This is a genomic window from Sphaerisporangium rubeum, from assembly GCF_014207705.1.
Classification (GTDB): Bacteria; Actinomycetota; Actinomycetes; order Streptosporangiales; family Streptosporangiaceae; genus Sphaerisporangium; species Sphaerisporangium rubeum.
The window spans coordinates 7,008,210-7,031,722 of record NZ_JACHIU010000001.1 but is presented as its reverse complement, the minus strand read 5'-3'; the positions used below and the strand labels follow the sequence as shown (position 1 = coordinate 7,031,722).

The window sequence follows — 23,513 nt, the reverse complement described above, 5'->3', positions numbered from 1 at the left end:
GCGCCGATGAGCACATCACGCGGACGGCTCCGGGTGTACCTCGGGGCCGCGCCAGGCGTCGGCAAGACCTACGACATGCTCTGCGAGGCCCGCCGCGCCACCGAACGCGGCCGGGACGTCGTGGTCGGTTTCGTCGAGACCCACGGCCGGGCCCGTACCGCCGCGCTGCTCGACGGCCTGGAGGTGCTGCCGCGCAGGAAGGTCGTGTACCGGGGTGCGACCTTCACCGAGCTGGACGTCGACGCGGTCATCGCACGCCGTCCGAAGATCGTCCTCGTGGACGAGCTGGCCCACACCAACGCGCCTGGCCCGGGGAACGTCAAACGCTGGGAGGACATCGAGGACATCCTCGACGCCGGCATCGACGTCATCTCGACCGTCAACATCCAGCACCTGGAGTCCGTCAACGACGTCGTACGGCAGATCACCGGCGTGCCGCAACGCGAGACCGTACCCGACGAGGTGGTCCGCAGGGCCGACCAGATCGAGCTGGTCGACATGTCGCCGGACGCGCTGCGCCGCAGGATGGCGCACGGCAACGTCTACCCGCCGGAGAAGATCGACGCGGCGCTGTCCAACTACTTCCGGGTCGGCAACCTCACCGCGCTGCGCGAACTGGCCCTGCTGTGGGTCGCGGGTAAGGTCGAGGACCAGCTCGACCGCTACCGCGCCGACCACGGCATCGCCGGCACCTGGGAGACCCGCGAACGGGTCGTCGTCGCGCTCACCGGCGGCCCCGAAGGCGACACCCTGGTACGGCGCGCCGCACGCATCGCCGACCGCAGCAAAGGCGCCGACCTGCTGGCCGTGCACGTCACCCGCGCCGACGGCCTCACCGGCACCGACCCCGCCGACCTCGCGCGGCAGCGCGCGCTCGTGGAGAGCATGGGTGGCAGCTACCACCAGGTCGTCGGCGACGACGTGCCGCGCGCGCTGCTGGAGTTCGCACGCGGCGTCAACGCCACTCAGCTCGTGCTCGGCGCGTCCAGGCGTGGCCGGTTCGCGCAGATCCTCTTCCGCGGCGTCGGCGCCGAGGCCACCGCCATGTCAGGAAGCATCGACGTCCACATGGTCACCCACCCGGAGGCCCGGCGTGGCCGCCGCCGCGCCGCCAGGTCGCGCGCCGCGCTGGGCCGCGTACGGCGCCGCACCGGATGGCTGATGGCCCTGGCGGGGGTGCCGCTGCTCGCTGCCGCGCTCGTGCCGTTCCGCGAGCTTCTCTCGCTGCCGAGCGAGATTCTGCTGTTCCTCAGCATGGTGGTGGGGGTCGCGCTCGTCGGCGGCATGTGGCCGGCGATCACGGCGGCCGTCGGCGGCTCGCTGCTCATCAACTACTTCTTCACCCCACCCACCGGCACCTTCACCATCGCCTCGCCGGAGAACCTGCTGGCCCTCGTCGTGTTCGTCGTGGTCGCCGCCGCCGTGGCCGCCGTCGTCGACCTCGCCGCACGCCGTACCCGTGAGGCCGCACTCGCCGGCGCGGACGCCGAAGTGCTGTCCACCCTGGCCGGCCACGTGCTGCGCGGCGGCGCCGCACTGCCGTCCCTGCTGGCCCGCCTGCGCGAGATCTACGGCCTCACCTCGGTCACCCTGCTCGAACGCACCTCTGAGCCGAGCCCCGACGACCGCGGCGACTCCGCCGCGTGGCGCGTCGTGGCGAGCGCCGGCGGCGTCCCCTGCACCAGCCCCGCGTCCTCGGACACCGATGTCGTCGTCGACGAGGACCTCGTGCTGACTCTGCGCGGCCGCCTGCTCGACGCCTCCGACCGGCGCGTCGTCGAGGCTTTCGCCGCCGAGGCCGCCGTCGCGCTCCGTCAGGAACGCCTCAGCGAACAGGCCGAGCGCGCGGGCCCCCTCGCCGAGGCCGACCGCATGCGTACCGCACTGCTGGCCGCCGTCAGCCACGACCTGCGCACCCCCCTGGCGTCGGCCAAGGCCGCCGTGGACAGCCTGCGCACCACCGACATCGAATGGAGCGACGCCGACCGCCGCGAACTCCTCGCCACCGCCGACGAGTCCCTGCGGAAACTGCAACGCCTGGTGGAGAACCTCCTCGACATGAGCCGCCTGCAAGCAGGAGCCCTAGGCGTAGCCCTGCGACCCGTCCCCCTGGAGGAGATCGTCCCCCGCGCCGTCGACGACCTCGGCCCCCTGCGCGACCGCGTCGAAGGAGACATCTCCCCCGAACTCCCCGAGATCATCGCCGACCCGGCCCTCCTGGAACGCGTCCTCGTCAATCTCATGTCCAACGCCGTCCGCCACAGTCCTCCCGGCCAGAAGATCCTGGTCACCGCCAGCCGCCTGGCCGACCACGTCGAGATCCGCGTGGTCGACCGCGGCCCCGGCATCCCCCCAGGCGACTACGACCGTGTCTTCCTCCCGTTCCAACGCCTCGGCGACCGCGACAACGAAACCGGCGTAGGCCTCGGCCTGGCCCTCTCCCGCGGCCTGACCGAAGCCATGAACGCCACCCTCCTCCCCGAGGAAACCCCAGGAGGCGGCCTCACGATGATCCTCACTCTGCCGATCTCCTCCCGCGCCGAACCCGTCCCCGCCGAGGAACCCGCATGACCAGGCACCGCGCCGTGCCGCCGAGAAGACGACACGACCAGGCGCCGCGGATCGCACGAGAACACGACATGACCAAGCACCATGGCATGCACGCGAAAGAAGGTGCCTGAGTTGACCCGTGTCCTGGTGGTCGACGACGAACCTCAGATCCTGCGCGCACTACGCATCAACCTCGCGGCCCGCCACTATGAGGTCGCCGTGGCCCACGACGGCGGCTCCGCACTCCGCGAGGCCGCCGACTTCCGTCCCGACCTGATCCTCCTGGACCTCGGCCTCCCCGACCTCGACGGCGTGGACGTCATCCACGGCCTACGAGGCTGGACCACCGTCCCGATCATCGTCCTGTCCGGCCGAGCCGGCAACGAGGACAAAGTCGAGGCCCTGGACGCCGGCGCCGACGACTACGTCACCAAACCCTTCGACATCCAGGAACTCCTGGCCCGCGTCAGAGCCGTGACCCGCCGCACCGCCAACCAAGGCTCCGAAGAACCCAGAATCCACCTCGGCCCCCACGAGATCGACCTCTCGTCCCGCACCATCTCCGGCGGCCTCCACCTCACCCGCACCGAATGGCACATCCTCGAGATCCTCCTCCGCAACCCCGGCAAACTGATCACCCAACGCCGTCTCCTCACCGAGGTCTGGGGCCCTCAATACCTGAAGGAAACTCACTACCTCCGCCAATACATGGCCCAACTCCGCCGCAAACTCGAACCCGACCCCACCCACCCGGCCCACCTCATCACCGAACCCGGCATGGGCTACCGCTTCACCCCGTGAGCCGAACGGCGGAATGATCTATTCGATATCAGTTGATTTAGACCTTTTGATGCGGTGTGAGGCAATCGCTGGATGGTCATTTTTCGCTGCTATTTCTTTACGCCAGGCGTATGCTGTGGCGCGAAAATGGACTTACGAGTGCCGGGGTGCAAGATCATCCATATTTGATCGATGATCAGCGCGAAGGGGGTTTGGTGGAGAACATCCAGATTGATGGAGTATCCGCTCCTGTTGATCAGGCGCAGGCGATGTCCACGGACGGCGGTCGGCGGGGTGATTCTCCACGCACTCCTGTCCTTGATGTCACAAGATACCTCTGCGCAGCCATGCTGCTCGACGGCTCGTTGGCGCGATCCGCGATCCGCACCATTCTTGAAGATCGGCATCGTGCTGTGGCCACCTCGCCGGGTGTCGACCTTGCTCCCGTGCTGAACTACGCACTACTGGGGCGGCGGCGGCACATAGTGCGGGACTTGATCATAGCCCCGATCGCGGTCGGTGCCCTGGTGGCGTTCTTCTCGCTTTCATTGCCGGATCTCCTGATCTGTCTATTCCTGGTCTGGCTGGTGATTCTGGTAGAGGTCGCCGGTGTCTATCACCTGGTGATCGGCCCCGAACTGGGTCGTGGCACCTTTGACCCCGCTATTTCGCCGGTAAGGGGTTCGTCACGTGTGCTGACACGACTGGAGGACATCGCAGGCCGTGACCACGGAAACGTGACTGTGTTCGGGGAGTACAAGCCCTTCGTCGGGCACGGAATTGTGATCAACGCCTGGTCGTTCGTACTCAACATCGGGAAAGCCGAGGAAGGGGAGGAGGTGACGTCCTTCGGGATAGGCGAGTTGTATGATCACGTGGGGTCGGCGATCTCGGGAGTCGGCCTTCCTCACATGGCGGTCGAGGACCGGATATTCGTCAACGGACAGGATTTAAGGGACCACCTTGATTCCTCGGTCGGCGCGTTCCTCTTACCTGACCCTACCGGTCCTCCTCGCCCTGAGGTCTCCAGAAAGATCATCACCCTCCTTCGTGACAGCCCTCACGACCGTGCCCGCACATACCTCACGATTTCCTTGCCAGGCTGGGATGGTGAGGTCGTCGTCTCCGTCTTCTTACGGTTCGCTCTCCTGCCTGATTCAGACCTGCTTTTCATCGAGGCGAGCTACTCGCTTCTCACACCCCTGCGGGAGCGCTATCGCGAGATTGATGATCTGATCGGCACCGCCGCGCCTGTGCGCCTGCTCAAGCTGGCACGGCAGTCCATAGCTCGGGTGCCCGGTGCCCTGGTGATGGCACTGCCCCATGTGCTGGCCGACTTGGCTGCCCCGTTCGATCGGAGGCAACGAGACAAGGCCAGTCGCAAGGAGATCCGAAACGGGACCTTCAACTACGGGTCGAAGGAAACTTTGCGCGAGAGCGCAGCAGACCAGCGCTACCACCGCTACTTTCAGCAACTCGACAAGGAGATGTACGTCAAGCTTGTCGAGCGCCGGATCATCGACATACTCGTCGATTTTCTGTCCGACCACAACGTCGATGTGAGTGATCTTGTCGAGCGGCGGACAGCCATTCTGAACAACGGCATCTTTGTCACCGGAAAAGGGCAGGTCAGCGCGCAGAGCCTGGCCGCCGGAATCGGCGCCATGGCCCAGGCGGTCACCAGGGTGGGGCAGGCCAAGGGAGGAGAGACGACGTGAAGGACAACCATGGCATTGTCATGCACGACCACGCTCAGTTACAGGCTGACGCGGTAGCGGTCGGTCGAGATGCGAAGGCGGTTTCGACGTCGACCGGGACGCCGGCTCCACCAGGACTCGATGAGCTCCTGGCCGAGTTGGCGGAGCTTGTCGCACACCTGCGTGCGAAAGCCGCCGGGGATCGCGTTCTGCTTGATGCGGCGGACGCCGGAGAGGCGCTCTCCGAGGAACTCGAGACGCAGGATCCTCGCATGGGCAGGGTCCGGGCCCTGCTGCGCCAACTCGGCGCGGGAGTGGAGAAAGCCGGAGAGTATGCCTCCGCGATGGCCTCCATCATGTCGGGAATTCGAACGATCTTTCTTGGCGGTGAGTAGCCACCGCGGCCACACCCCATCGCGGGCCACTCGCTCGCCAGCTGCGGAGGGGAACATGGATGGATTCATTCGCTGAAACATCGGCCGAGAGGATCAGTCGACCTGATAGAGGGCGGCACGGTACGCGCCGTCCGCACAGTCCGCATATGCTCCCGCTCCCAATAGCATGGCCGTTCCAGGCCTTCGTGCGATGGCCGCGATGTTCTGGCTGCAGTCCTTGCCGCCCCCCAACTCCTGCCTTCGCAGTGTGCGTCCCGTCGCGTCCACGTGCCGCAGGAAGGTGTCGTAGGAGTCCCTGATCCAGGCCCCGCCCCTGCCGTCGGCCTCGATCTCCATGAAACCCGTCCCCTCGATGACCTCGTCAGCTCCTACCTCGATCCGCCAGGCGCTGCCGTCCCAGCGGGCCAGCAGCGTCCGCGACCTGTATGGCTCCTCAGGGTCGAAGATCCCGCCGACCGCCCACACCTGTCCGTGGCCGCGTACCAGGACGTCCCAGAAGATGGCGTTGCCACCTTTTGGGAGTTTCTGTGGGGGCAGCGGCATCTTCTCCCACCTGTGACCGTTCCACCGGGCGGCGGTCGGCTGCCGATCTTCCGGGCCGGTGCCGAGGCGCTCCAAGCCCCGGCCGACCGCCCACACTTCGCCGGGGACCTGTCCGTCGAGCCCTTCCCCCGAGATCGGCACCTTGGTGTCCACCCAGGTTCCTCCGGTCAGGCGCTTGACCACGGTGGGGCTTTTCGGATCGTACGGACCGCGCCTGGCCAGGAACCAGATTTCGTCACCCACCGTGACCGCCTCCTTCACGAACAGGCCCGGACCGAGGTCGGTGACCTGCCAAGCCTTGCCATTCCAGCGTGCGGCATAGCTGTGGTCCCGGTCCGGCCAGTTGTCGGGCGGTCCGATGAAGACCCAGACGTTTCCACGGGCGTCAATCGTCGTGGCCAGGCCGAGTCCTTTGACCGGGGGCAGTTTCACCTGCCGCCAGTCGTCCGCCTCGAACCGGCCCAGCCAGGCCGCGCCGTCCTGTTCCCCGATGGCCCACGCGACGCCATCCGGCCGGACCGCCACGTCGTGGAGAATCACGGACTCCAGTTCCCGAGGGAGGATGTGCACGGGCTGCCATGATCCCTTCGTCGTTCTGGCCGGTGGGCTTGGTGTGGCGACGGACGGTGATGGTTCGACGACCGTCTTCGTCGGCGTGGGTGTGCTCGTAGAAGGAGCGGCTTCCGGTGGCGGCACGTCGCCGGCGCAAGCCGCCACAGCCCAGGCGATCATGATGGTGGCGAGGAACCGGGGGACCTGTCGCATGTGGCCAGACAACAGCAGAAGATCACCGGACGCAACGGAGCGCCTTTCCCGGGTCCAGGAGTAGTTGTCCGGCGATCTCCCTGACCTCCCCGAACCGGCTTGACGTGCGATCCGGTTCCGTTGCGGGTCCACCCCCTCGTCCTGCTTCAACTGGAGCACGGACGGACCGTGTGAAGCAATCACGAACCACCACAGGCGGTTACAGGGAAAGGTTCATTCAGCGGGCTGTGCCGATCTGAATCGTTCAAGTTCTCGTGTGGAGCTGTTCTTGTGCGGCATTATCGCGGCGGTGATTCAAGCGGAGAGCCGGATATGCCTTCTGTTTCTCCTGGTGGGACGGTTTTCGTTCGTTCCAGCGGCTGAGATCGGTCAAGGGGGTTTGACCTTGGGTGACGCGCTTCGGAGATCTTTGTCCGGACCTACCACTGATCGGCGCCGCCACCGCTGAAACTTTCAAATTCCACATGTCAGGTTATGTAACGCGAGTGTGTCAGGTAATATCCCCCTTAATTTGATAGGAGCGCTCCTGTCGCCATCCGCAAGCCCTTGTAGTCCCTCCGACGGAAGACGAGGACAGCACATGGATCATCGCGTACAAGCGCACCCCCGCCGCAGGATGCTGCGGCCGCTCGCCGCGCTGTTGACCACGATGGCGCTCTTCCTGGTTCCCTGGGTCGACAGTGCGTCCGCGCACGGGTCGGTCATCAATCCGGCGTCCCGGGTCTACGGGTGTTATCAGCGCTGGGGCAACGACCACCTCAACCCCAACATGCGCACACAGGACCCGATGTGTTACCAGGCGTGGCAGGCCAACGCCAACGCCATGTGGAACTGGAACGGGCTGTACCGCAACGGTGTCGGCGGTAACCACCAGGCGGCGGTGCCGAACGGGCAGCTCTGCAGTGGCGGTCACGCGGAAGGTGGCCGGTACAACGCCATGGACGCGGTGGGGGACTGGAAGACCACCACCATCAGCAGCAACTTCACCATCCAGTTGTACGACCAGGCGAGTCACGGGGCGGACTACTTCCGTGTCTACATCACCAAGCCTGGGTTCAACCCGGTGACGTCGGCGCTGACCTGGAACGACATGCAGCTCGTGACCACGACGGGCCGGTACGGCCAGAGCCAGAACTACTCGATCAACGTGAACGCCGGCAGCAGGTCCGGTCGTGCGGTGGTCTACACGATCTGGCAGGCCTCGCACATGGACCAGGCGTACTACATCTGCAGCGACGTGGTGTTCAGCTAGGCCACATCACCGACAGCAGGCCCTGCCGAGATCCCGGCGGGGCCTGCCTCGTATGACGGATGTCATGCCGTTGCGGCGCGGGATCCACCTCGGGCCGGTGATGTCGGCGACTGCCGCCGGCGGGGGCCGTACGGCGACGATCGGCGCATGCGGACATCACATGACACGGCCGCGGTCGAGGTGGACGGGCTGCGGCAGACGTACGGGGACTTCGAGGCGGTGCGCGGGGTCTCGTTCACAGTGCGCGCCGGAGAGCTGTTCGCGCTGCTCGGCACCAACGGCGCCGGTAAGACGACGACGATGGACGTGCTGGAGGGGCTGCGTCCGGCGCATGGGGGACAGGTACGGGTGCTCGGGTTCGATCCGTACAAACAGCGGCGGCGGCTGCGGCCGCGTACCGGGGTCATGCTGCAGGACGGCGGGTTCGTCGGGGACCTGACGGTGGCGGAGACGGTGCAGGTCTGGGGTGGGCTGTCGGCCGACGCGGGACGGCCGCCGGTGGGGGACGTGCTGGAGACCGTCGGCCTGCGGGCCAAGGGTCGTACGCCGGTGCGGCAGTTGTCCGGGGGGCAGCGGCGGCGGCTCGACCTGGCGCTCGCCGTGCTGTCCCGGCCGGAGGTGTTGTTCCTCGACGAGCCGACCACCGGCATGGACCCCGAGGCGCGCCGCGGCACCTGGGACGTCATCCGCGACCTGCGTGCCGCCGGTACCACGGTGCTGCTGACCACGCACTACCTGGAGGAGGCCGAGCGCCTCGCCGACCACCTGGCGATCATGCACGAGGGGACGGTACGCGCGCACGGCACCGTCGACGAGGTGGTGGCGGAGGCCGGCGACCGCGTGGTCTTCCGGCTGCCGCTGCTGCCTCGCGGCGGGCCGCCGCCGCTGCTCGGCGCCACCCCCGAGATCACCCGCTCCGGCGACGGCGCCACCGTCACCTACACCCTCGGCGGCACACCGCCGGACGGCCGCGCGCACGCCGCGCTGCGTGGCCTGCTCGCCTGGGCCGACGAGCACGACCTGACCCTTGACCGGCTGGAAGTACGCAAAGGAACCCTCGAGGACGTGTTCCTGCGCGTGGCAGGAGGACCCCGATGACCACGATCACCCACGAGGGACGTGCGGAGATCCGCTCCGCCGTACTCACCGACCTCAAGCACGCCGTACGGCTCGCGCGGCTCGACCTCAAGATCCTCTCCCGCAACCAGACGGCCATGTTCACCGTGCTTCTGCTGCCGCTGCTGATGGGCTGGCTGTTCACCCGCGCCGGCGAGGGAACCATCGCCGGCATGCCTCTTGAGGTGTTCGTGCTCACCGGCCTCCCCGGCGTGCTGCCGATATACGCGGTCTTCGTCAACCTCGTGAACTCCTTCACGGCACGGCGCGAGGAACTGGTGCTGCGACGGCTCAGAGGGGGACAGACGTCGGCGGCAGGCATCTTCGGCGGAGCGGTGCTCGGCGGCGCGGCCGTGCAACTCGCGCAAACGGCCCTGATCGTGGCGTGGCTGCAGGCCGTGGACGGCCCGCGTCCCGCCAACATCCCGCTGCTCCTGCTGGCGTCGGTCCTCGGGGCCGGTGTCTTCGCGCTGCTCGCCGCCGCGTGCTCCGGTCTCACCCGCACCACCGAGCACGCGCAGATCACCGTACTGCCGGTGCTCCTCGTCGCCACGATCGGCGCACCGCTGTTCACCCCGCTGTCGGCGATGCCGCCGCAACTCGCGATCCCCGCGGGGCTGATCCCCTCGACTCCCGTCGTGGAGCTCGTCCGCACGGCCGTGACCGGCGCGGACTTCTCCGGCGGCGCCGCGGAGAGGCTGACCGTCGCCGGACAGTGGCTCGCCGCGCTGCCGTCCCTCGGCGTCCTCGTGGTGTGGCTGCTGGTGGCGGGGCTCGCCGCGCGGTGGCTGTTCCGCTGGGACCCGAGACGCGGCTAGCGTGGCAGGTGGCATGAACATGGACCAGCGGTTGCGCGCGATCGGGCTGTGGCCGTCCCGCAGGGAGCGGTCACGGTCGGAGCGGGTGCGCCGGGTCACCGTCTGGACGCTGACCGGCACCGTCATGCTCGCCTGGGGTGGTCCGCTCGCGGGTCTCGGGAACACGGGACAGCACAACGGCGGTGTCCTGACCCCTGCCATGATCGCCGGGCTGGCCGGCATGGTGGTCTTCAGCGTCCTGTACGTCCGTGCCATGCTCGCCGCCGTCGCCGGCCGCCGCGCGGTCGCGGAGGTCGCTCTCGCCGGAGTGATCACCGTGGTGCTCATGCTGACCCAGGACACCGAGACGTGGACCTGGGGGATACTCGGCCCCGCGTGGGCCGCCATGGCCGTGCTCGGCGTCACCACCTCGGCTGCCGTCCTGATCTGCGCGGTCACCACCGTGCTGTCGGCGGTGCTGATCTCACGCGGCCTCCCCGAGCTACCGGTGCTGTTCACCCTCGGCTTCATCTGCGCGGTGATCCCCTGGGCCAACCGGTTCCAGCTGTGGCTCTGGGAGATCGTCCGGGCCGCCGAGGAAGGTGAGGAGGCCCGCGCCAGGCTCGCCGTCACCGAGGAACGGCTCCGCTTCGCGCGCGACCTGCACGACCTGGTCGGCCACAGCCTCTCCGCCATCGCCGTCAAGAGCGAGGTCGCGACCAGGCTCGCCGCCACCGACGACGAACGCGCCGCCACCGAGATGGCCGAGGTCCGCACCCTGGCCCGCCAGGCCCTGCACGAACTCCGCGGCGCCGTCCGGGGCTACCGCACGGTCGACCTCCTCGCCGAACTGCGCGGCGTACGTGCCGTACTGGAGGCCGGCGGCATCCGCTGCGCGCTCGACCCGGTGCCGGACGGCCTCCCGCAGGACGTCGCCACCGTGCTCGCCTGGGTGGCACGGGAAGGCACCACCAACGTGCTGCGCCACAGCAAGGCGGCACATTGCCGCATCGGTCTCACCGTACGGGACGGCTCAGCCATCCTGGAGATCACCAACGACGGCGCCGGCACCCCACCCGCCGACCGCACCGGAGCCCCCGGCGGCAACGGCAGCGGCCTCACCGGCCTGACCGAACGCGTAACGTCCCTAGGCGGCACCCTCACCACCCGCGGCACCGGCGACCACTTCCACCTCTCGGCCGCCGTCCCCCTCCGAGGCGCACAGTGATCCGCCGTCATGCTCCGAGGTGCTCCGCGCTCGATCTCTTGCCGCCGGCCCCGGCCACCCTCCGAGGCGCACCGTGATCCGCGTCCTGCTGGCCGACGACGAGCACCTGGTCCGTACGGCCATCGCCACCCTCCTCGGCCTGGAACCCGACCTGGAGGTGGTGGCCCAGGTGGCCCGCGGCGACGAGGTGGCCGCCGCGGTCGCCGCGCACGACCCCGACGTCGTGGTCCTCGACATCGAGATGCCAGGCATGGACGGCCTCACCGCCGCCGACGCGCTCCCCGGCCGCGCCGTCGTCATCCTCACCAGCTTCGGCCGTCCCGGCCACCTCCGCCGAGCCCTGGCGGCCGGCGTCCGCGGCTTCCTCCCCAAGGACGCACCCGCCGAGGAACTCGCCACCGCCATCCGCAAGGTCCACACCGGGGGCCGCTACCTCGATCCCGAACTGACCGCCACCGCCATGATGGCCGGGGACAACCCCCTCACCGACCGCGAACGCGACGCTCTCCGCTCCGCCGCCGCCGGCGCCTCCGTGGCCGAGATAGCCCGCACCCTCCACCTCACCGAAGGCACCGTCCGCAACTACCTCTCCAGCGCCATCACCAAGCTCGGCGCCACCAACCGCATCACCGCCATCCGCGCCGCCGAGGAGAAGGGCTGGCTCTGACCCTGACGGCCCCGGCGCCTTCCGGCTGAGGCCTTCTCCGGCCGATCACGTGACGCCTAGTATGTGGCAAATGTCCATTTATGGTGCTGTGCCGTGTTGATGCGGGCCTTCGTCATCACCGCGCCTGGCCGAGGCGCCGTCCAGGACGTGCCGTCACCCGTGCCGCCGCGTGGTGAGGTGGTGGTGGACGTCGAGCGGGTGGGGTTGTGCGGTACGGACGTCGAGTTCTTCTCGGGGGAGATGTCCTATCTGCACACCGGTCAGGCACGGTATCCGCTGCGCATCGGCCATGAGTGGTGCGGCGTGGTGAGCGCGGTCGGCGCGGAGGTGGACCCTTCGTGGCTCGGCCGGCGGGTCACCGGGGACACCATGCTGGGGTGCGGACGGTGTGAGCGGTGCGTCGCCGGACGGCGGCACGTCTGCGCGGAACGGTACGAGATCGGCATCAGGAACGGCCGGCCTGGTGCGCTGGCCGAGCGGCTTCCTGTCCCGGAGTCGGCTCTGCACGTCTTGCCTGACGGAGTGGACGCGACGCTCGGCGCGCTGGTGGAACCCGGGGCCAACGCGTTGCGTGCCGTCCGCGGCGCCGGCTTGTCCCCGGGTGAGCGTCTGCTGGTGCTCGGGCCGGGGACCATCGGCCTGCTCGCCGCACGGATCGCGGCCGCGCGGGGTGCGGAGGTGCACCTGCTCGGGGTCACCGGGCCGTCCCTGGCCTTCGCGCGCTCGCTCGGCTTCCCGCACGTGTGGACGCGCGACACCCTGCCGTCCCTGCGCTGGGACGCCGTGATCGACGCCTCCACCGGGCCCGGCATGCCGGCTCTCGCGGCCGAGCTGGTCGAGCCCGGCCGACGGGTCGTCTACATCGGCCTGTCCGTGGCGCCGAGCCCGCTCGACACACGCGCCATCGTGCTGAAGGACGTCACCGCGGTCGGCGTCCTCAGCGGCTCAGGCGCGCTCGCCGAGACCATCGACCTGTACGCCACCGGGGCCGTGGACCCGCGTCCGCTGGTCGCCGCCACGGTCCCGCTCGCGGAGGCCGCCGCCGTCCTGTCCGGCACCCGGCCGCACACCGGCGCACCCAAGATCCACGTGGACCCCCGCCTCTGACGGCGGTGTGGCGGCGTCCGCGTCCGGGTACGGCGCCGATCATGACACGTACCGAAGCGGCGCGCTGGGCCGGCGCCGAGCCGCGGGTGCTGGTGTTCGACGTCAACGAGACCCTCATCGACATCGAGTCCATGAGCCCGGTATTCGAGAAGATCTTCGGTGACCGGCGTGTCCTGCGCGAGTGGTTCGGCCAGCTCGTCCTGTACTCGATGACCCTCACCCTGTCCGGTCTGTACGAGGACTTCCTGACCCTCGGCCAGGGGGTGCTGAAGATGGTCGGCGACGTCCACGGCGTCGAGGTCACCAGCGAGGACATCGAGCGGCTCAGGCAGGCCATGCTCACCATGCCGGCCCATCCCGACGTCGAGGAGGGCCTCACCGCGCTGCGTGCGGCCGGTTTCCGCATGGTGACCCTCACCAACTCACCGCCGGCCTCTGACGGCCGTACGCCGCTGGAGAACGCGGGGCTCGCCGGCTTCTTCGAGCGCCGCTTCAGCGTGCAGGCGGCCCGCGCGTACAAACCGGCGCCGCACGTCTACCACATGGTGGCCCAGGAACTCGGCGTCCCCGCCGTCAACTGCATGATGATCGCCTGCCACGTCTGGGACACCATCGGCGCGCAGTCCGCCGGCTACACCTCCGGCCTGCTCACCCGGCCCGGCAACGCACGCCTCCCCGTCGGCTCCCTCCCGTCCCCCACCTTGACCGCACCCGACCTTCCGGCTCTGGCGGAGCAGCTGACAAGGACATGGCGACGATGACCTGGCACACCAAACGCGTGTACGACCCACCGGCACCGGACGACGGCCACCGCGTCCTCGTGGACCGCCTCTGGCCCCGCGGCCTGTCCAAACAGCAGGCCCACGTGGACCTGTGGCTCAAGGACGTCGCCCCCTCCGCCGAGCTGCGGCAGTGGTACGGCCACCGCCAGGACCGCTTCGAGGAGTTCACCAGGAGATACACCGCCGAACTCTCCACCAACCCGGCCGTCACCACTCTCCTCGACCTGGCGGACACCCACCCGGTCATCACCCTCCTGTACGCCGCCAAAGACCCGGAGAACAACGCCGCCGTCCTCGCGGACCACCTGCGGGCCGGATCGGGCTGACCCCCGGCGCGGAGACCGCCGTCCCACGCGGCACGCGCACTTTCGCAGGAGTTGAGACTTCATCCTCAACCCCCCAGCTCGATCACTCCAAAGCCTCACTGGGAAGTGCAATGGAACACTAGAAGGCATGGATACCTCCCCCCACCAGGCCGGACAGGACGCCGCCATGACCGAGGACGACGTCATCGCCTTCGTCGGCAGCCTCCCCGGCGTGCACACCCTCACCGCGGGAGAGGCCGACGGCTCCCCCGAGATCGCCTGGGGTGACACGTTCTTCACCTACGCTCCAGACGGCCACCCCGGCACCCGCATGCCTTTCGCCACGATCGTCATCAAGGACTACCCCGGCTTCGACACCGCCTCCGACCTGAACCGCCCCGGCGTCTTCCGCGTCAACGTCAACGTGGGCCGCGAGGCCTTCGAGCGGCTCATCGGCCACCCACCCGCCGTACGGCCCGGCCACGACCACACCGCCACGGACCACTTTCTCCCGCATCCGGTCTATGCCACCCAGTCCTGGGTGAGCGTCCTCAACCCGGCCATGGCGACGGCCGAGCGGCTGCGCTCACTGCTCACCGCCGCGCATGCCCGCGCCGTCCGCAGGGATCGCCGGCCGCGGTCGTGAACCGCCGGCTCGGCTCTGTGCGATCGCCTCGCCGTCCTGCCGGTGCGTCCCGGTCAAGATTCCTGTCGCACGGCCTTCCGGCAGGTGTCAGAGCAATAATTCCACGACATTGCCAGACTATTGCAAGACTCTGTCGTTCAGTGTCAGAATGATGTCAGCCCGTCCGCAAGGTGGGGGGACGATGCCGGACCGGCCGCCGATGTCCCCTGACTCAAGGAGCACTCGTGGCAGTCTCCCGGCGCACGTTCCTCGCCGCCTCCGCACTGGCCGGCCTCGCCGGTGGTCAGATCCCCGCCGCGGCCGCGTACGCGGCGAGCCCCCCGGGTGACGTGGTCGGCAAGGTCACGGTGGGGTACCAAGGGTGGTTCGCCTGCGCCGGTGACGGAGCGCCGATCAACGGGTGGTGGCACTGGTCGGGCAACTGGGGGCAGCCGCCGTCCCCGGGGAACAACGCGATCGTGTCCTGGCCCGACGTGCGCGACTACACCAGGACCTACCCGACCGCCTACCCGAACCTCGGCAACGGCCGGCCGGCGGCGTTGTTCTCCTCCTGCGACCAGCAGACCGTCGACACGCACTTCCGGTGGATGCGCGACAACGGGTGCGACACCGCCGCGCTGCAGCGTTTCAACCCCTTCGGCGGCGAGGGGCCGACCCGTGACGCCATGGCGGCGAAGGTGCGGGCCGCCGCGGAGGCGTACGGCCGCAGGTTCTACATCATGTACGACGTCACCAACTGGACGAACATGCAGTCGGAGCTCAAATCCGACTGGACGTCCAAGATGTCCGCGCACACCGCGTCAAGCGCCTACGCCAGGCAGAACGGCAAGCCCGTCGTCTGTATCTGGGGCTTCGGCTTCGACGACCCGAGTCGTCCCTTCGCACCCGGACCCTGCCTCGACGTGGTCAACTGGTTCAAGAACCAAGGCTGCTACGTCATCGGCGGAGTGCCGACCTACTGGCGGCAGGGGATCAACGACTCCCGTGCCGGCTTCGGCGATGTGTACCGCGCCTTCCACATGATCTCCCCGTGGATGGTCGGCCGCACCGGCACGCTCGACGGCCTCGACTGGTTCCACGCCAACCTCACCGTCCCCGACGTCACCGAGTGCGACGCGCGCGGCATCGACTACCAGCCGTGCGTGATGCCGGGTGACCTCCAGTCAGGGCACCGCAGGCACGGCGACTTCATGTGGCGCATGTTCTACAACGTCGTACGGGCCGGGTCGCACGGCGTCTACATCTCGATGTTCGACGAGTACAACGAGGGCAACCAGATCGCGAAGACCGCCGAGACCGCCGCCTTCGTCCCCGCGGGTTCCGGCATCCGCGCGCTCGACGAGGACGGCACCGCCTGTTCCGCCGACTACTACCTGCGTCTCACCAACGACGGCGGACGCATGCTCAAGGGCCTCATCCCGCTGACCGCCGTCCGTCCCACACCCCCCACCACCGGCACACCGCCGGCCGAGACCGACCTGGCCCGCGGCAGACCGGTCTCCGCGAGCAGCCAGACCCAGTGGTACACCCCCGCCTACGCCGTGGACGGCGACGCGAACACCTACTGGGAGAGCGCGAACAACGCCTTCCCGCAGTGGCTCCAGGTCGACCTCGGCGCCGTCGCGACGATCACCCGTCTCGTGCTCAGGCTTCCTCCCCCGTCCGTCTGGCAGACCCGCACCCAGACCCTCTCCGTACAGGCAGGCACCAGTCCTGCGCCTGTCACCACGGTCGTGGCCTCACGCGGGTACACGTTCGACCCGGCCTCGGGGAACACGGTCACCATCACCCTCCCTCAGACCACCGCACGGTACGTACGCCTGCAGTTCACCGCCAACACCGGCTGGCCCGCCGCACAGGTGTCGGAGCTCCAGGTGTACGGCTCCTGACCGGCCCGGCGCCGTCTTCCGGCGCCGGGGTTCCGGTCACGTCGCCGCCAGTGCCTCGGTGGGGGAGAGCCTGGCGGCGCGGATCGCCGGGTACAGGCCGGCGAGGCCGCCGATGATCACGGTGGCGGCGATGGCGCCGGTCGTGGCCCACACCGGTACGACGGCGGGCCACGACTGGTACGCGGCGTAGCCGGCGGTGACGGTGACGCCGAGCAGTACGCCGCCTGTGCCGCCGAGCAGGGACAGCAGGGACGACTCGGCCAGGAACTGGAGCCTGATCTGGCCTCGGGTCGCGCCTAGTGAGCGGCGCAGGCCGATCTCGGCGCGGCGCTCCAGCACCGTGACGATCATCGTGTTGGCGACGCCGATGCCGCCGACCAGCAGGGCCACCGCACCGAGGCCGAGCAGCAGGCCGTTCAGTGTCGTGCCTGCGGCGCGGCGCGCGGCCAGCGCGTCCGAGGGGCGGGACACCTCGACGTCGCCGGGGGACTCGGGGTCGGCGGTGGCGGCGAGCACGGCGTGCACCGCCTCGACCTTGCTGTCGGCCGACCGGGTGTAGACGGTCGTGGCCCGTCCGTCGAAGCCGAAGCGGTCGGTGGCGACGTCCCAGCCGATCAGGACGGCTGTGTCGAGAGCGGGGACGAGGGTGACCTCGTCGAGCACACCGATCACGGTGAACCGTTCGCCGCCGACGAGGATCAGCGTGCCGGGGCTCGGACGTCCGACGCCGAGTCGTTCCGCCGCCGCCGTGCCGAGCACCGCGGCCGGGTAGCGTCCGGTGGCTCCGTTGAGCCACGTGCCGGCGCGCAGGGTGGCGCCGGTGGTACGCGGCAGGCCGGTCCGCGCGGCCAGCACGGTCAGGCCGCCGGTCTCCGCCTTCGGGATCAGGTCCGAGCGGTACACCCTGGCTCCGCGCACCGCGCCGGTCGCGGAGACGGCGGTGACCGGGCCGATCCGCGAGATCATCGCCTCGGCCTCGGCCGGCAACGTCGCGTCCTCGCCGTCAACGGTCCGTCCAGGTGAGACCGTGAGCAGGTCGGTGCCGAGTGCCGCGAGCTGACGGTCGAGCTGCTCGCGTGAGGAGGACGAGACGCCGGTCACCGCGACCATGGCCGCGATGCCGATGGCGACGCCGAGCGCGGACAGCAGCGCACGTGCCGGCCGGCTGCGCAGCCCCGCCGCGCCGGTCCGCACGACGTCCGCAAGAGACATCCGAGCCGGTGTGAGCGGGGCCGGGTTGAGCGGGGTCATCGCGTTCCTTCCTGTCCCTCGCCGGCCACCCGGCCGTCACGCATGCGTACCTGCCGGTCGAGGCACGCCGCGACGTCCGGGTCGTGGGTGATGACCACGACCGTCGTGCCGGAGGCGTGCAGGTCGCGGAGTGCGGACAGGACGGCCGCGCCGGAGGCCGAGTCGAGGTTGCCGGTCGGCTCGTCGGCGAGCAGCAGCGCGGGGCCGCCGGCCACGGCGCGTGCGATGGCCACCCGCTGACGTTCGCCGCCGGACAGCTCGTGCGGCCGGTGGCCGAGCCGGTGGCCGAGCCCGACCCGTTCGAGTGCCACCGCGGCCAGACGCATGCGCTCCTTCCTCGGCACTCCGGCGTACAGCAGGCCGTCGGCCACGTCGTCCAGCGCGGGAACCCCCGCGGCCAGGTGGAAACGCTGGAACACGAACCCGATCCGGGTCGCGCGCAGCGCCGACACCTGCCGGTCCGGCAGGCGCGACACCTCGTGGCCGTCCACGACGAGCCGGCCCGTCGTGGGCCGGTCGAGGGTGCCGAGCATGTGCAGCATGGTCGACTTGCCGGACCCGGACGGCCCGGTCACCGCGACCAGCTCACCCGCCGCGATGGTCAGGCTCACGCCGTCGAGCGCGCGGACGCCGCCGGGGTACACCTTCGTCACCTCAGTCAGCTCGATCATCGCGGCATCCCCACGGTGGTGCCTTCGCGCAGGCCGGGCCCGCTGATCTCGACCCGGCCGTCCGCGAACAGACCGGTCTCGACCCGGACGTACCGCGTGGCGGTGCCTTCGACGACCTCGACGCCGTAGCCTCCCTCCGCGAGGGTCACGAGCGCCGCGACCGGCACGGTCAGCACGTTCTTCCGCTGCGACGCGGTGAACAGCACGGTCACCACGGCGGCCTCGACACCGGCGGCGGCCCTGGGGCTCCTGAGCGATATGACGGCCTCGATCATGGTCTCGGCCGGGCCGTTCCCACCGGACGGCTGCTCGACCACGGTGCGGACCCGGTCCACCCGGCCGGTGACCTGCGTGCCGCGTGGCATCCTGACCCGCACCCTGGTCCCCACGCGGGCCAGCCGTTGCCTGGACACCTCCAGCCTGGCCGTCACCTGGCGGTCGGTCCCGGTGAACCGCAGCACCTCGCCTCCGCCGCCGGTGGACGCGTTCACCCCGGACGCCACGCTGTCGACGCGGACACGGCCAGGCGCGAACACCACCCGGCCGAGCTCGACCAGGCCGGTCTGGGGGAGGCCCCGATCGCGCTGCCACCGTCTCACCGCGGCGGCGGTGAGCGCCGAGTACGTTCCGTCCACAGTGAACCCGTGGTAGCCGAGCGCCTTGAGGTTGCGTTCGAGCTGCCGCACGTCCGTGCCGGTGAGCCCCGGCATGAGGGCCCGGTACGCGGGGACCCTGCCGTACATCAGCACCACCGGATCGTCGTCCACCCGGTAGATCCGCTGTCCCCTGCGGATGACGTCACCCGGCAGCGGCATCTCGGTGACGACCCCGTCGATCCGGCCGGCCACCGTGGTCGCGGCGCCGTAGCCGAGGTCGCCGGACACCTCGTCGGTGTCCACGATCGTGCGGCGGGTCACCTGAGCGGTGTCCGGCGGCAGGACCGCCGCGACCGGCGTTCCGCCGCCGCCGAGCCCGAGCGCCGCCACGACCGCGGCTCCGGCCGCGACCACGGCGACGCAGGTCACCGCGACGCCGAGGACCCGGCGCCGTCGTGTGCCGCTCACCGGCTCGGACGCGCCGACGCCGCCGCGGACCTCTCCTTCGCCTGGCAGATCTCCCTGGCCCGCGGCGCCTGCGGGTCCTCGTCGGCCTCCCTGGTGTCGAAACCGCCGTCGGGTTCGGGGTCGGGGTAGCTCTCCACCCCTTCCTCACGCATGCACCGCGCGAACAGGCGTCCGAGCTCCAGCTTCACCGCCATGTCGGCGGCAGGCAGGACGGGACGATACTTCTTGCAGGCCTGCTCGGCCTTCTTCAGCGCGTCCTTGTCCACCGAGTCCTTCTCGTACGTGCCGAACCGGATGCCGTCGCCGTTCACCACCTCCGGGTCCGGCTGCGCCACCCCGTGCTCGCGCAGGCACCGGGCCCACCTGACCCCTTGCGCGAGCAGGCCGGCGCTCTGGGTCGCGCCGGGTGCGGGGGACCCGCCGGCGGAGGCGACGTCCTTGCCGGGTGCCTGCGCGCAGGCCGCCGTACCGAGCAGCAACGCGAGCAGGAAGGCGGCCGACGGTCGTGTTCTGGTCATCCGATCTCCTCAAGATCCTGGGTGGCCCAGTGCAGCAGCGGCCACGCGACACCACCGTCACGGCGCGTGTAACGCGGGTGTCACCCCCTGTCCGGGAAACTGCAGGGGGAGGAGGATCGAGCGTGTGCGTGTACTGCTCATAGAGGACGAGACCCTGCTGGCGGAGCAGGTCGCCGACGGGTTGCGGGACCACGGCTTCGCGGTGGACCTCGCGGCCGACGGCCTCGACGGCCTGCACAAGGCCGGCGCCAACCGGTACGACGTCATCGTGCTCGACCGGGACCTGCCGGTCGTGCACGGCGACCAGGTGTGCACGGCGCTCGCCGCCGGTGGCGCCGACGCGCGTGTCCTCATGCTCACCGCGGCGGGTGAGGCGGCGGACCGGGTGGCCGGGCTGACCCTCGGCGCCGACGACTACCTGACCAAACCGTTCGTGTTCGACGAGCTGGTGCTGCGGATCCGCGCGCTCGGCCGCAGGGCCAACAACGCGCCGCGGGTCCTGCGGCGCGCCGGCCTGACGTTCGACACGGCCCGCCGCGTCGTCACCCGCGAGGGCCGCGTCATCCCCCTGACCACGAAGGAACTGGCCGTGCTCGAAGTCTTGATGGTCGCGGACGGCGCGGTGGTCAGCGCCGAGGACCTGCTTGAGCGGGCCTGGGACGAACACGCCGACCCGTTCACCACGACCGTGCGCGTCACCGTCGCACGGCTGCGCCGCAAGCTCGGTGATCCGCCTCTGGTCGAGACCGTCGTCGGCGCGGGGTACCGGCTGTGAGGCGGCCGTCGATCCGGCTGCGGCTCACCCTCGTGTACACGGTCATGCTGGTGGTGACCTGCGCCGCGCTGCTCGGTCTCAACTACGCGATGCTGTACCACAGCCTCTACGCCGACGTGAACGCGCCGGCCGAGTCCGAGATGCGGGCCGTGACCGAGGTCGCCGCGCGGGGGGAGGCGCCGCCGCTGGACGGGAAGCTGCTCGCCTTCCAGGAGCACCTGGCGGAGGTCGCGCGGTTGCGCACCGGCACGTTGCTGACGACCGCGGGAACCTCGGCGGTCGCGCTCGCCGTCATCGCCGTCGCGGGTCTCGGCGTCTCCTGGCTCATCGCGGGCCGCGTGCTGCGTCCCCTCCGCACCTTGACGGCCGCCACCAGGCGTGTCTCAGAGGACCACCTCCACGAGCGTGTCGCGCTGGCCGGTCCGCACGACGAGCTCAAGGAACTGGCCGACACGTTCGACGAGATGGTGGCCAGGCTGGAGGCGTCGTTCACCAGCCGGCGCAGGTTCGTCGCCGACGCCTCGCACGAGCTGCGCACGCCTCTCGCCATCGTGCGCACCGGCGCGGAGGTCCTCCTGGCCAAGCGCGCGACCACGATCCCGCAGTGGCGGCTCATGGCCGAGCGCACCCTCACGGCCACCACCCGAGCGGAACGCCTGCTGGACGGCCTGCTGGCCCTGGCGCGCAGCGACAGCGGCGCGCTGGTCCGCGCGCCGTACGACCTGGCCGTCGCCGCGGCGACCGCGTTGAGCGAGACCGACGAGGAGGCGGAGGCCGCGGCGCTGACCGTCACCACGGACCTGCGTGCCGCGCCGCTGACCGGTGATCCCGTCCTCGTCGACCGTCTCGTGCGCAACCTGGTGGACAACGCCGTCCGCCACAACCATCCCGGCGGCCGGCTCCAGGTGACCACGTGTGTCGTCGGCCGTGAGGCGGTGATCGTCGTGAGCAACAGCGGTGAGACGATTCCCTCCGCCGAGGTGGGCCGCTTGTTCGAGCCGTTCCAGCGGCTGGACGCGAGCCGTGGCCCGTCCTCGCGCTCCACGGGTCTCGGTCTGGCCATCGTCGACTCGATCGTCCGCGCTCACGGCGGCACGGTGGCCGCCACCCCGCTTCCGGACGGCGGGCTCACCGTCACCGTCTGCCTCCCCGCCGGACCGGGTGAACAGACGCCGCGGAGCGCCTCCGGAGAGCTGTGCGAATCGCCGCGTGAACATGTCACGCGTAGGTGAAATTTTCATCACCGCGTCCCCGATGACCGTATGCGGCGACCCGGATAACGGCAGTTGAGCACGTCTTCACCGCGCCGGTGTCCGTACGGCCGACGACGGACTCTTGACGGTTTATCCCGTTCTCGTATTTGCTCCGCCTGACCACCTCGTGCCACCGATCGCGAAAGGCAAGAGAGACGCACTGGGTTGTTAGCGATAACAAGCCAAGTGCTGAGTGCGGTGTGCTCGGGGTCGGCATTTCCCTCCACGGTTCGTGTGGAATCACGAGCCAACATGTCCAATATCGGTGAGCGCGTCTCATTACTGAGTGTTAGCGCTAACAAGCCTGCGAAAGGGAAACTCTATGCGTGGGTGGAGACGACGGCTGACTGTGGCGCTCATGGCCGCCACTGTGGTCGCTTCCGGTGCGGGTGTCGCCGCCGCGGAGTCCAACGGCGGGGTGAGGGTGATGCCGCTCGGTGACTCGATCACCGAGGGGACGCAGGTTCCTGGTGGGTACCGGATCGGGCTGTGGCAGCGGCTGGTGAGTGGCCGGTACACGGTGGATTTCGTGGGGTCGCAGTTCAACGGTCCGTCGAGTCTGGGTGATCATGATCATCAGGGTCATCCGGGGTGGCGGATCGATCAGATCGACGCGAATGTGCAGGGGTGGCTGCGGACGCAGAACCCGCGGTCGGTGCTGTTGCACATCGGGACCAACGACATTCTGCAGAACTACAACGTCAGTGGTGCGCCGGGCCGGTTGTCGTCGCTGATCGACAAGATCACTTCCACGGTGCCGAACGCGGATGTGTTCGTGGCGACGATCATCCCGTTGTCGAACTCCGGTCAGGAGAACGCGGCGCGCAACTTCAACGCGCAGATCCCGGGGATCGTGCAGGGCAAGGTCAACAGCGGCAAGAAGGTCCACCTGGTCGACATGCACGCCGCGCTGACCACCGGCGACCTCATCGACGGCATCCACCCCACCGCAGGCGGCTACGACAAGATGGCCGCCACCTGGTACCGCGCACTCCAGTCGGTCTCCGGCAGCATCGGTGAACCCGGCGGCGGCAACCCCACGCCGACCCCGACCCCGACTCCTCCGACGGGGACGACGAGCGCGATCCGCGGTGTGGGCTCCAACCGGTGCCTGGACGTCGCCAACGTCTCCCAGACCAACGGCACGCAGGTCCAGATCTGGGACTGCAACGGCCAGACGAACCAGCAGTGGACCTCCACCGCCGCGACCGAGCTGCGCGTGTACGGCAACAAGTGCCTGGACGTGGCCAGCGCCGCCACCGCCGACGGCTCCAAGGTCCAGATCTGGGACTGCAACGGCCAGAACAACCAGAAGTGGCGCTTCAACAGTGACGGCAGCATCACCGCGGTAGGCGCGAACAAGTGCCTCGACGCGCCGAACTACTCGACCGCCAACGGCGTCAAGCTGCAGATCTGGTCGTGCAACGGCGGTACCAACCAGCGCTGGACGCGCGTCTGACGC

At 69.5% G+C, this 23,513-nt stretch carries 22 protein-coding genes; 17 read left to right on the top strand and 5 right to left on the bottom strand.

Features of this window, described 5'->3' with window-relative positions; translation table 11 throughout:
- The first annotated feature begins 6 nt into the window (after positions 1-6).
- The 4 genes from BJ992_RS29825 (at position 7) to BJ992_RS29810 (ending at position 5,422) form a co-directional block, all read left to right on the top strand.
- Positions 7-2,571, top strand: a complete 2,565-nt coding sequence (locus BJ992_RS29825) for a DUF4118 domain-containing protein (protein WP_184986645.1) — start codon at positions 7-9, stop codon at positions 2,569-2,571.
- 111 nt (positions 2,572-2,682) lie between these two features.
- Positions 2,683-3,351, top strand: coding sequence for a response regulator (locus BJ992_RS29820; protein WP_184986643.1), 669 nt, complete (start codon positions 2,683-2,685; stop codon positions 3,349-3,351).
- A 164-nt stretch (positions 3,352-3,515) separates the two neighbouring features.
- Complete coding sequence (locus BJ992_RS29815; protein WP_184986641.1) at positions 3,516-5,048, top strand: hypothetical protein; 1,533 nt, start codon at positions 3,516-3,518, stop codon at positions 5,046-5,048.
- Entirely contained in the window at positions 5,045-5,422 is a 378-nt protein-coding gene (locus BJ992_RS29810) for a hypothetical protein (protein ID WP_184986639.1), read from the top strand. The genes BJ992_RS29815 and BJ992_RS29810 overlap by 4 nt, the downstream gene beginning before the upstream one ends.
- 93 nt (positions 5,423-5,515) lie before the next feature.
- On the opposite strand, the gene BJ992_RS29805 is transcribed toward BJ992_RS29810, so the two are convergent.
- The gene (locus tag BJ992_RS29805; protein ID WP_184986637.1) at positions 5,516-6,535 is read right to left on the bottom strand and encodes a hypothetical protein; all 1,020 of its coding nucleotides are present in this window, start codon (positions 6,533-6,535) and stop codon (positions 5,516-5,518) included.
- 775 nt (positions 6,536-7,310) lie between these two features.
- Here BJ992_RS29805 and BJ992_RS29800 point away from each other — a divergent pair.
- The 10 genes from BJ992_RS29800 (at position 7,311) to BJ992_RS34460 (ending at position 16,519) form a co-directional block, all read left to right on the top strand.
- Positions 7,311-7,982 carry a lytic polysaccharide monooxygenase auxiliary activity family 9 protein gene (locus BJ992_RS29800; RefSeq protein WP_184986635.1) on the top strand — a complete coding sequence of 224 codons (672 nt, stop codon included), beginning with the start codon at positions 7,311-7,313 and terminating at the stop codon, positions 7,980-7,982.
- A 147-nt stretch (positions 7,983-8,129) separates the two neighbouring features.
- The gene (locus BJ992_RS29795) at positions 8,130-9,080 is read left to right on the top strand and encodes an ABC transporter ATP-binding protein (protein ID WP_184986633.1); all 951 of its coding nucleotides are present in this window, start codon (positions 8,130-8,132) and stop codon (positions 9,078-9,080) included.
- Positions 9,077-9,916, top strand: a complete 840-nt coding sequence (locus BJ992_RS29790; RefSeq protein ID WP_184986632.1) for an ABC transporter permease — start codon at positions 9,077-9,079, stop codon at positions 9,914-9,916. The genes BJ992_RS29795 and BJ992_RS29790 overlap by 4 nt, the downstream gene beginning before the upstream one ends.
- Positions 9,917-9,929: 13 nt before the next feature.
- Positions 9,930-11,123, top strand: coding sequence for a sensor histidine kinase (locus tag BJ992_RS29785; protein ID WP_184986630.1), 1,194 nt, complete (start codon positions 9,930-9,932; stop codon positions 11,121-11,123).
- Positions 11,124-11,196: 73 nt separating this feature from the next.
- Positions 11,197-11,790 carry a response regulator gene (locus BJ992_RS29780; RefSeq protein WP_184986627.1) on the top strand — a complete coding sequence of 198 codons (594 nt, stop codon included), beginning with the start codon at positions 11,197-11,199 and terminating at the stop codon, positions 11,788-11,790.
- Between the two features lie 99 nt (positions 11,791-11,889).
- Complete coding sequence (locus tag BJ992_RS29775) at positions 11,890-12,897, top strand: zinc-dependent alcohol dehydrogenase (protein WP_184989312.1); 1,008 nt, start codon at positions 11,890-11,892, stop codon at positions 12,895-12,897.
- 41 nt (positions 12,898-12,938) lie between these two features.
- On the top strand, positions 12,939-13,658 hold the full coding sequence (locus BJ992_RS29770; RefSeq protein WP_184986625.1) for a haloacid dehalogenase type II: 720 nt from the start codon (positions 12,939-12,941) through the stop codon (positions 13,656-13,658).
- Entirely contained in the window at positions 13,646-14,005 is a 360-nt protein-coding gene (locus tag BJ992_RS29765; RefSeq protein WP_221475038.1) for a DUF488 domain-containing protein, read from the top strand. The genes BJ992_RS29770 and BJ992_RS29765 overlap by 13 nt, the downstream gene beginning before the upstream one ends.
- A 127-nt stretch (positions 14,006-14,132) precedes the next feature.
- The gene (locus BJ992_RS29760) at positions 14,133-14,630 is read left to right on the top strand and encodes a DUF6194 family protein (protein WP_246496821.1); all 498 of its coding nucleotides are present in this window, start codon (positions 14,133-14,135) and stop codon (positions 14,628-14,630) included.
- Positions 14,631-14,854: 224 nt separating this feature from the next.
- Positions 14,855-16,519, top strand: coding sequence for a galactose-binding domain-containing protein (locus BJ992_RS34460; protein ID WP_184986622.1), 1,665 nt, complete (start codon positions 14,855-14,857; stop codon positions 16,517-16,519).
- Between the two features lie 36 nt (positions 16,520-16,555).
- Here BJ992_RS34460 and BJ992_RS29750 read toward each other — a convergent pair whose 3' ends face one another.
- The 4 genes from BJ992_RS29750 to BJ992_RS33450 are packed head-to-tail and all read right to left on the bottom strand — an operon-like array spanning position 16,556 to position 20,023.
- Positions 16,556-17,731: an ABC transporter permease gene (locus BJ992_RS29750; protein ID WP_246496819.1), complete on the bottom strand. Its 1,176-nt coding sequence runs from the start codon at positions 17,729-17,731 to the stop codon at positions 16,556-16,558.
- 35 nt (positions 17,732-17,766) lie between these two features.
- Positions 17,767-18,441 (bottom strand): ABC transporter ATP-binding protein, encoded by a 675-nt coding sequence (locus tag BJ992_RS29745; RefSeq protein WP_184986619.1) that lies wholly within the window; start codon positions 18,439-18,441, stop codon positions 17,767-17,769.
- Positions 18,438-19,505, bottom strand: a complete 1,068-nt coding sequence (locus tag BJ992_RS29740) for a peptidoglycan-binding protein (RefSeq protein ID WP_184986617.1) — start codon at positions 19,503-19,505, stop codon at positions 18,438-18,440. Before BJ992_RS29740 ends, BJ992_RS29745 begins: the two co-directional genes overlap by 4 nt.
- The gene (locus tag BJ992_RS33450) at positions 19,502-20,023 is read right to left on the bottom strand and encodes a hypothetical protein (protein ID WP_184986615.1); all 522 of its coding nucleotides are present in this window, start codon (positions 20,021-20,023) and stop codon (positions 19,502-19,504) included. Before BJ992_RS33450 ends, BJ992_RS29740 begins: the two co-directional genes overlap by 4 nt.
- 124 nt (positions 20,024-20,147) lie before the next feature.
- Between BJ992_RS33450 and BJ992_RS33445 the strand changes: the two genes are divergently transcribed.
- From BJ992_RS33445 to BJ992_RS33440, 3 genes are all read left to right on the top strand, one after another.
- Positions 20,148-20,798 (top strand): response regulator, encoded by a 651-nt coding sequence (locus BJ992_RS33445; protein ID WP_184986613.1) that lies wholly within the window; start codon positions 20,148-20,150, stop codon positions 20,796-20,798.
- A complete protein-coding gene (locus tag BJ992_RS29725; RefSeq protein ID WP_221475035.1) occupies positions 20,795-22,030 on the top strand; it encodes an ATP-binding protein in 1,236 nt (411 codons plus the stop codon). Before BJ992_RS33445 ends, BJ992_RS29725 begins: the two co-directional genes overlap by 4 nt.
- A 379-nt stretch (positions 22,031-22,409) precedes the next feature.
- Positions 22,410-23,510: a ricin-type beta-trefoil lectin domain protein gene (locus BJ992_RS33440; protein ID WP_184986611.1), complete on the top strand. Its 1,101-nt coding sequence runs from the start codon at positions 22,410-22,412 to the stop codon at positions 23,508-23,510.
- Positions 23,511-23,513: the final 3 nt, after the last annotated feature.

Coding starts and splice junctions, on each gene's coding strand:
- BJ992_RS29825 (WP_184986645.1), top strand. CDS start 7: ATGAGCACATCACGCGGACGGCTCCGGGTGTACCTCGGGGCCGCGCCA.
- BJ992_RS29800 (WP_184986635.1), top strand. CDS start 7,311: ATGGATCATCGCGTACAAGCGCACCCCCGCCGCAGGATGCTGCGGCCG.
- BJ992_RS29795 (WP_184986633.1), top strand. CDS start 8,130: ATGCGGACATCACATGACACGGCCGCGGTCGAGGTGGACGGGCTGCGG.
- BJ992_RS29790 (WP_184986632.1), top strand. CDS start 9,077: ATGACCACGATCACCCACGAGGGACGTGCGGAGATCCGCTCCGCCGTA.
- BJ992_RS29785 (WP_184986630.1), top strand. CDS start 9,930: ATGAACATGGACCAGCGGTTGCGCGCGATCGGGCTGTGGCCGTCCCGC.
- BJ992_RS29775 (WP_184989312.1), top strand. CDS start 11,890: ATGCGGGCCTTCGTCATCACCGCGCCTGGCCGAGGCGCCGTCCAGGAC.
- BJ992_RS29770 (WP_184986625.1), top strand. CDS start 12,939: ATGACACGTACCGAAGCGGCGCGCTGGGCCGGCGCCGAGCCGCGGGTG.
- BJ992_RS29765 (WP_221475038.1), top strand. CDS start 13,646: ATGGCGACGATGACCTGGCACACCAAACGCGTGTACGACCCACCGGCA.
- BJ992_RS29760 (WP_246496821.1), top strand. CDS start 14,133: ATGGATACCTCCCCCCACCAGGCCGGACAGGACGCCGCCATGACCGAG.
- BJ992_RS29750 (WP_246496819.1), bottom strand. CDS start 17,731: ATGTCTCTTGCGGACGTCGTGCGGACCGGCGCGGCGGGGCTGCGCAGC.
- BJ992_RS29745 (WP_184986619.1), bottom strand. CDS start 18,441: ATGATCGAGCTGACTGAGGTGACGAAGGTGTACCCCGGCGGCGTCCGC.
- BJ992_RS33450 (WP_184986615.1), bottom strand. CDS start 20,023: ATGACCAGAACACGACCGTCGGCCGCCTTCCTGCTCGCGTTGCTGCTC.
- BJ992_RS33440 (WP_184986611.1), top strand. CDS start 22,410: ATGGCCGCCACTGTGGTCGCTTCCGGTGCGGGTGTCGCCGCCGCGGAG.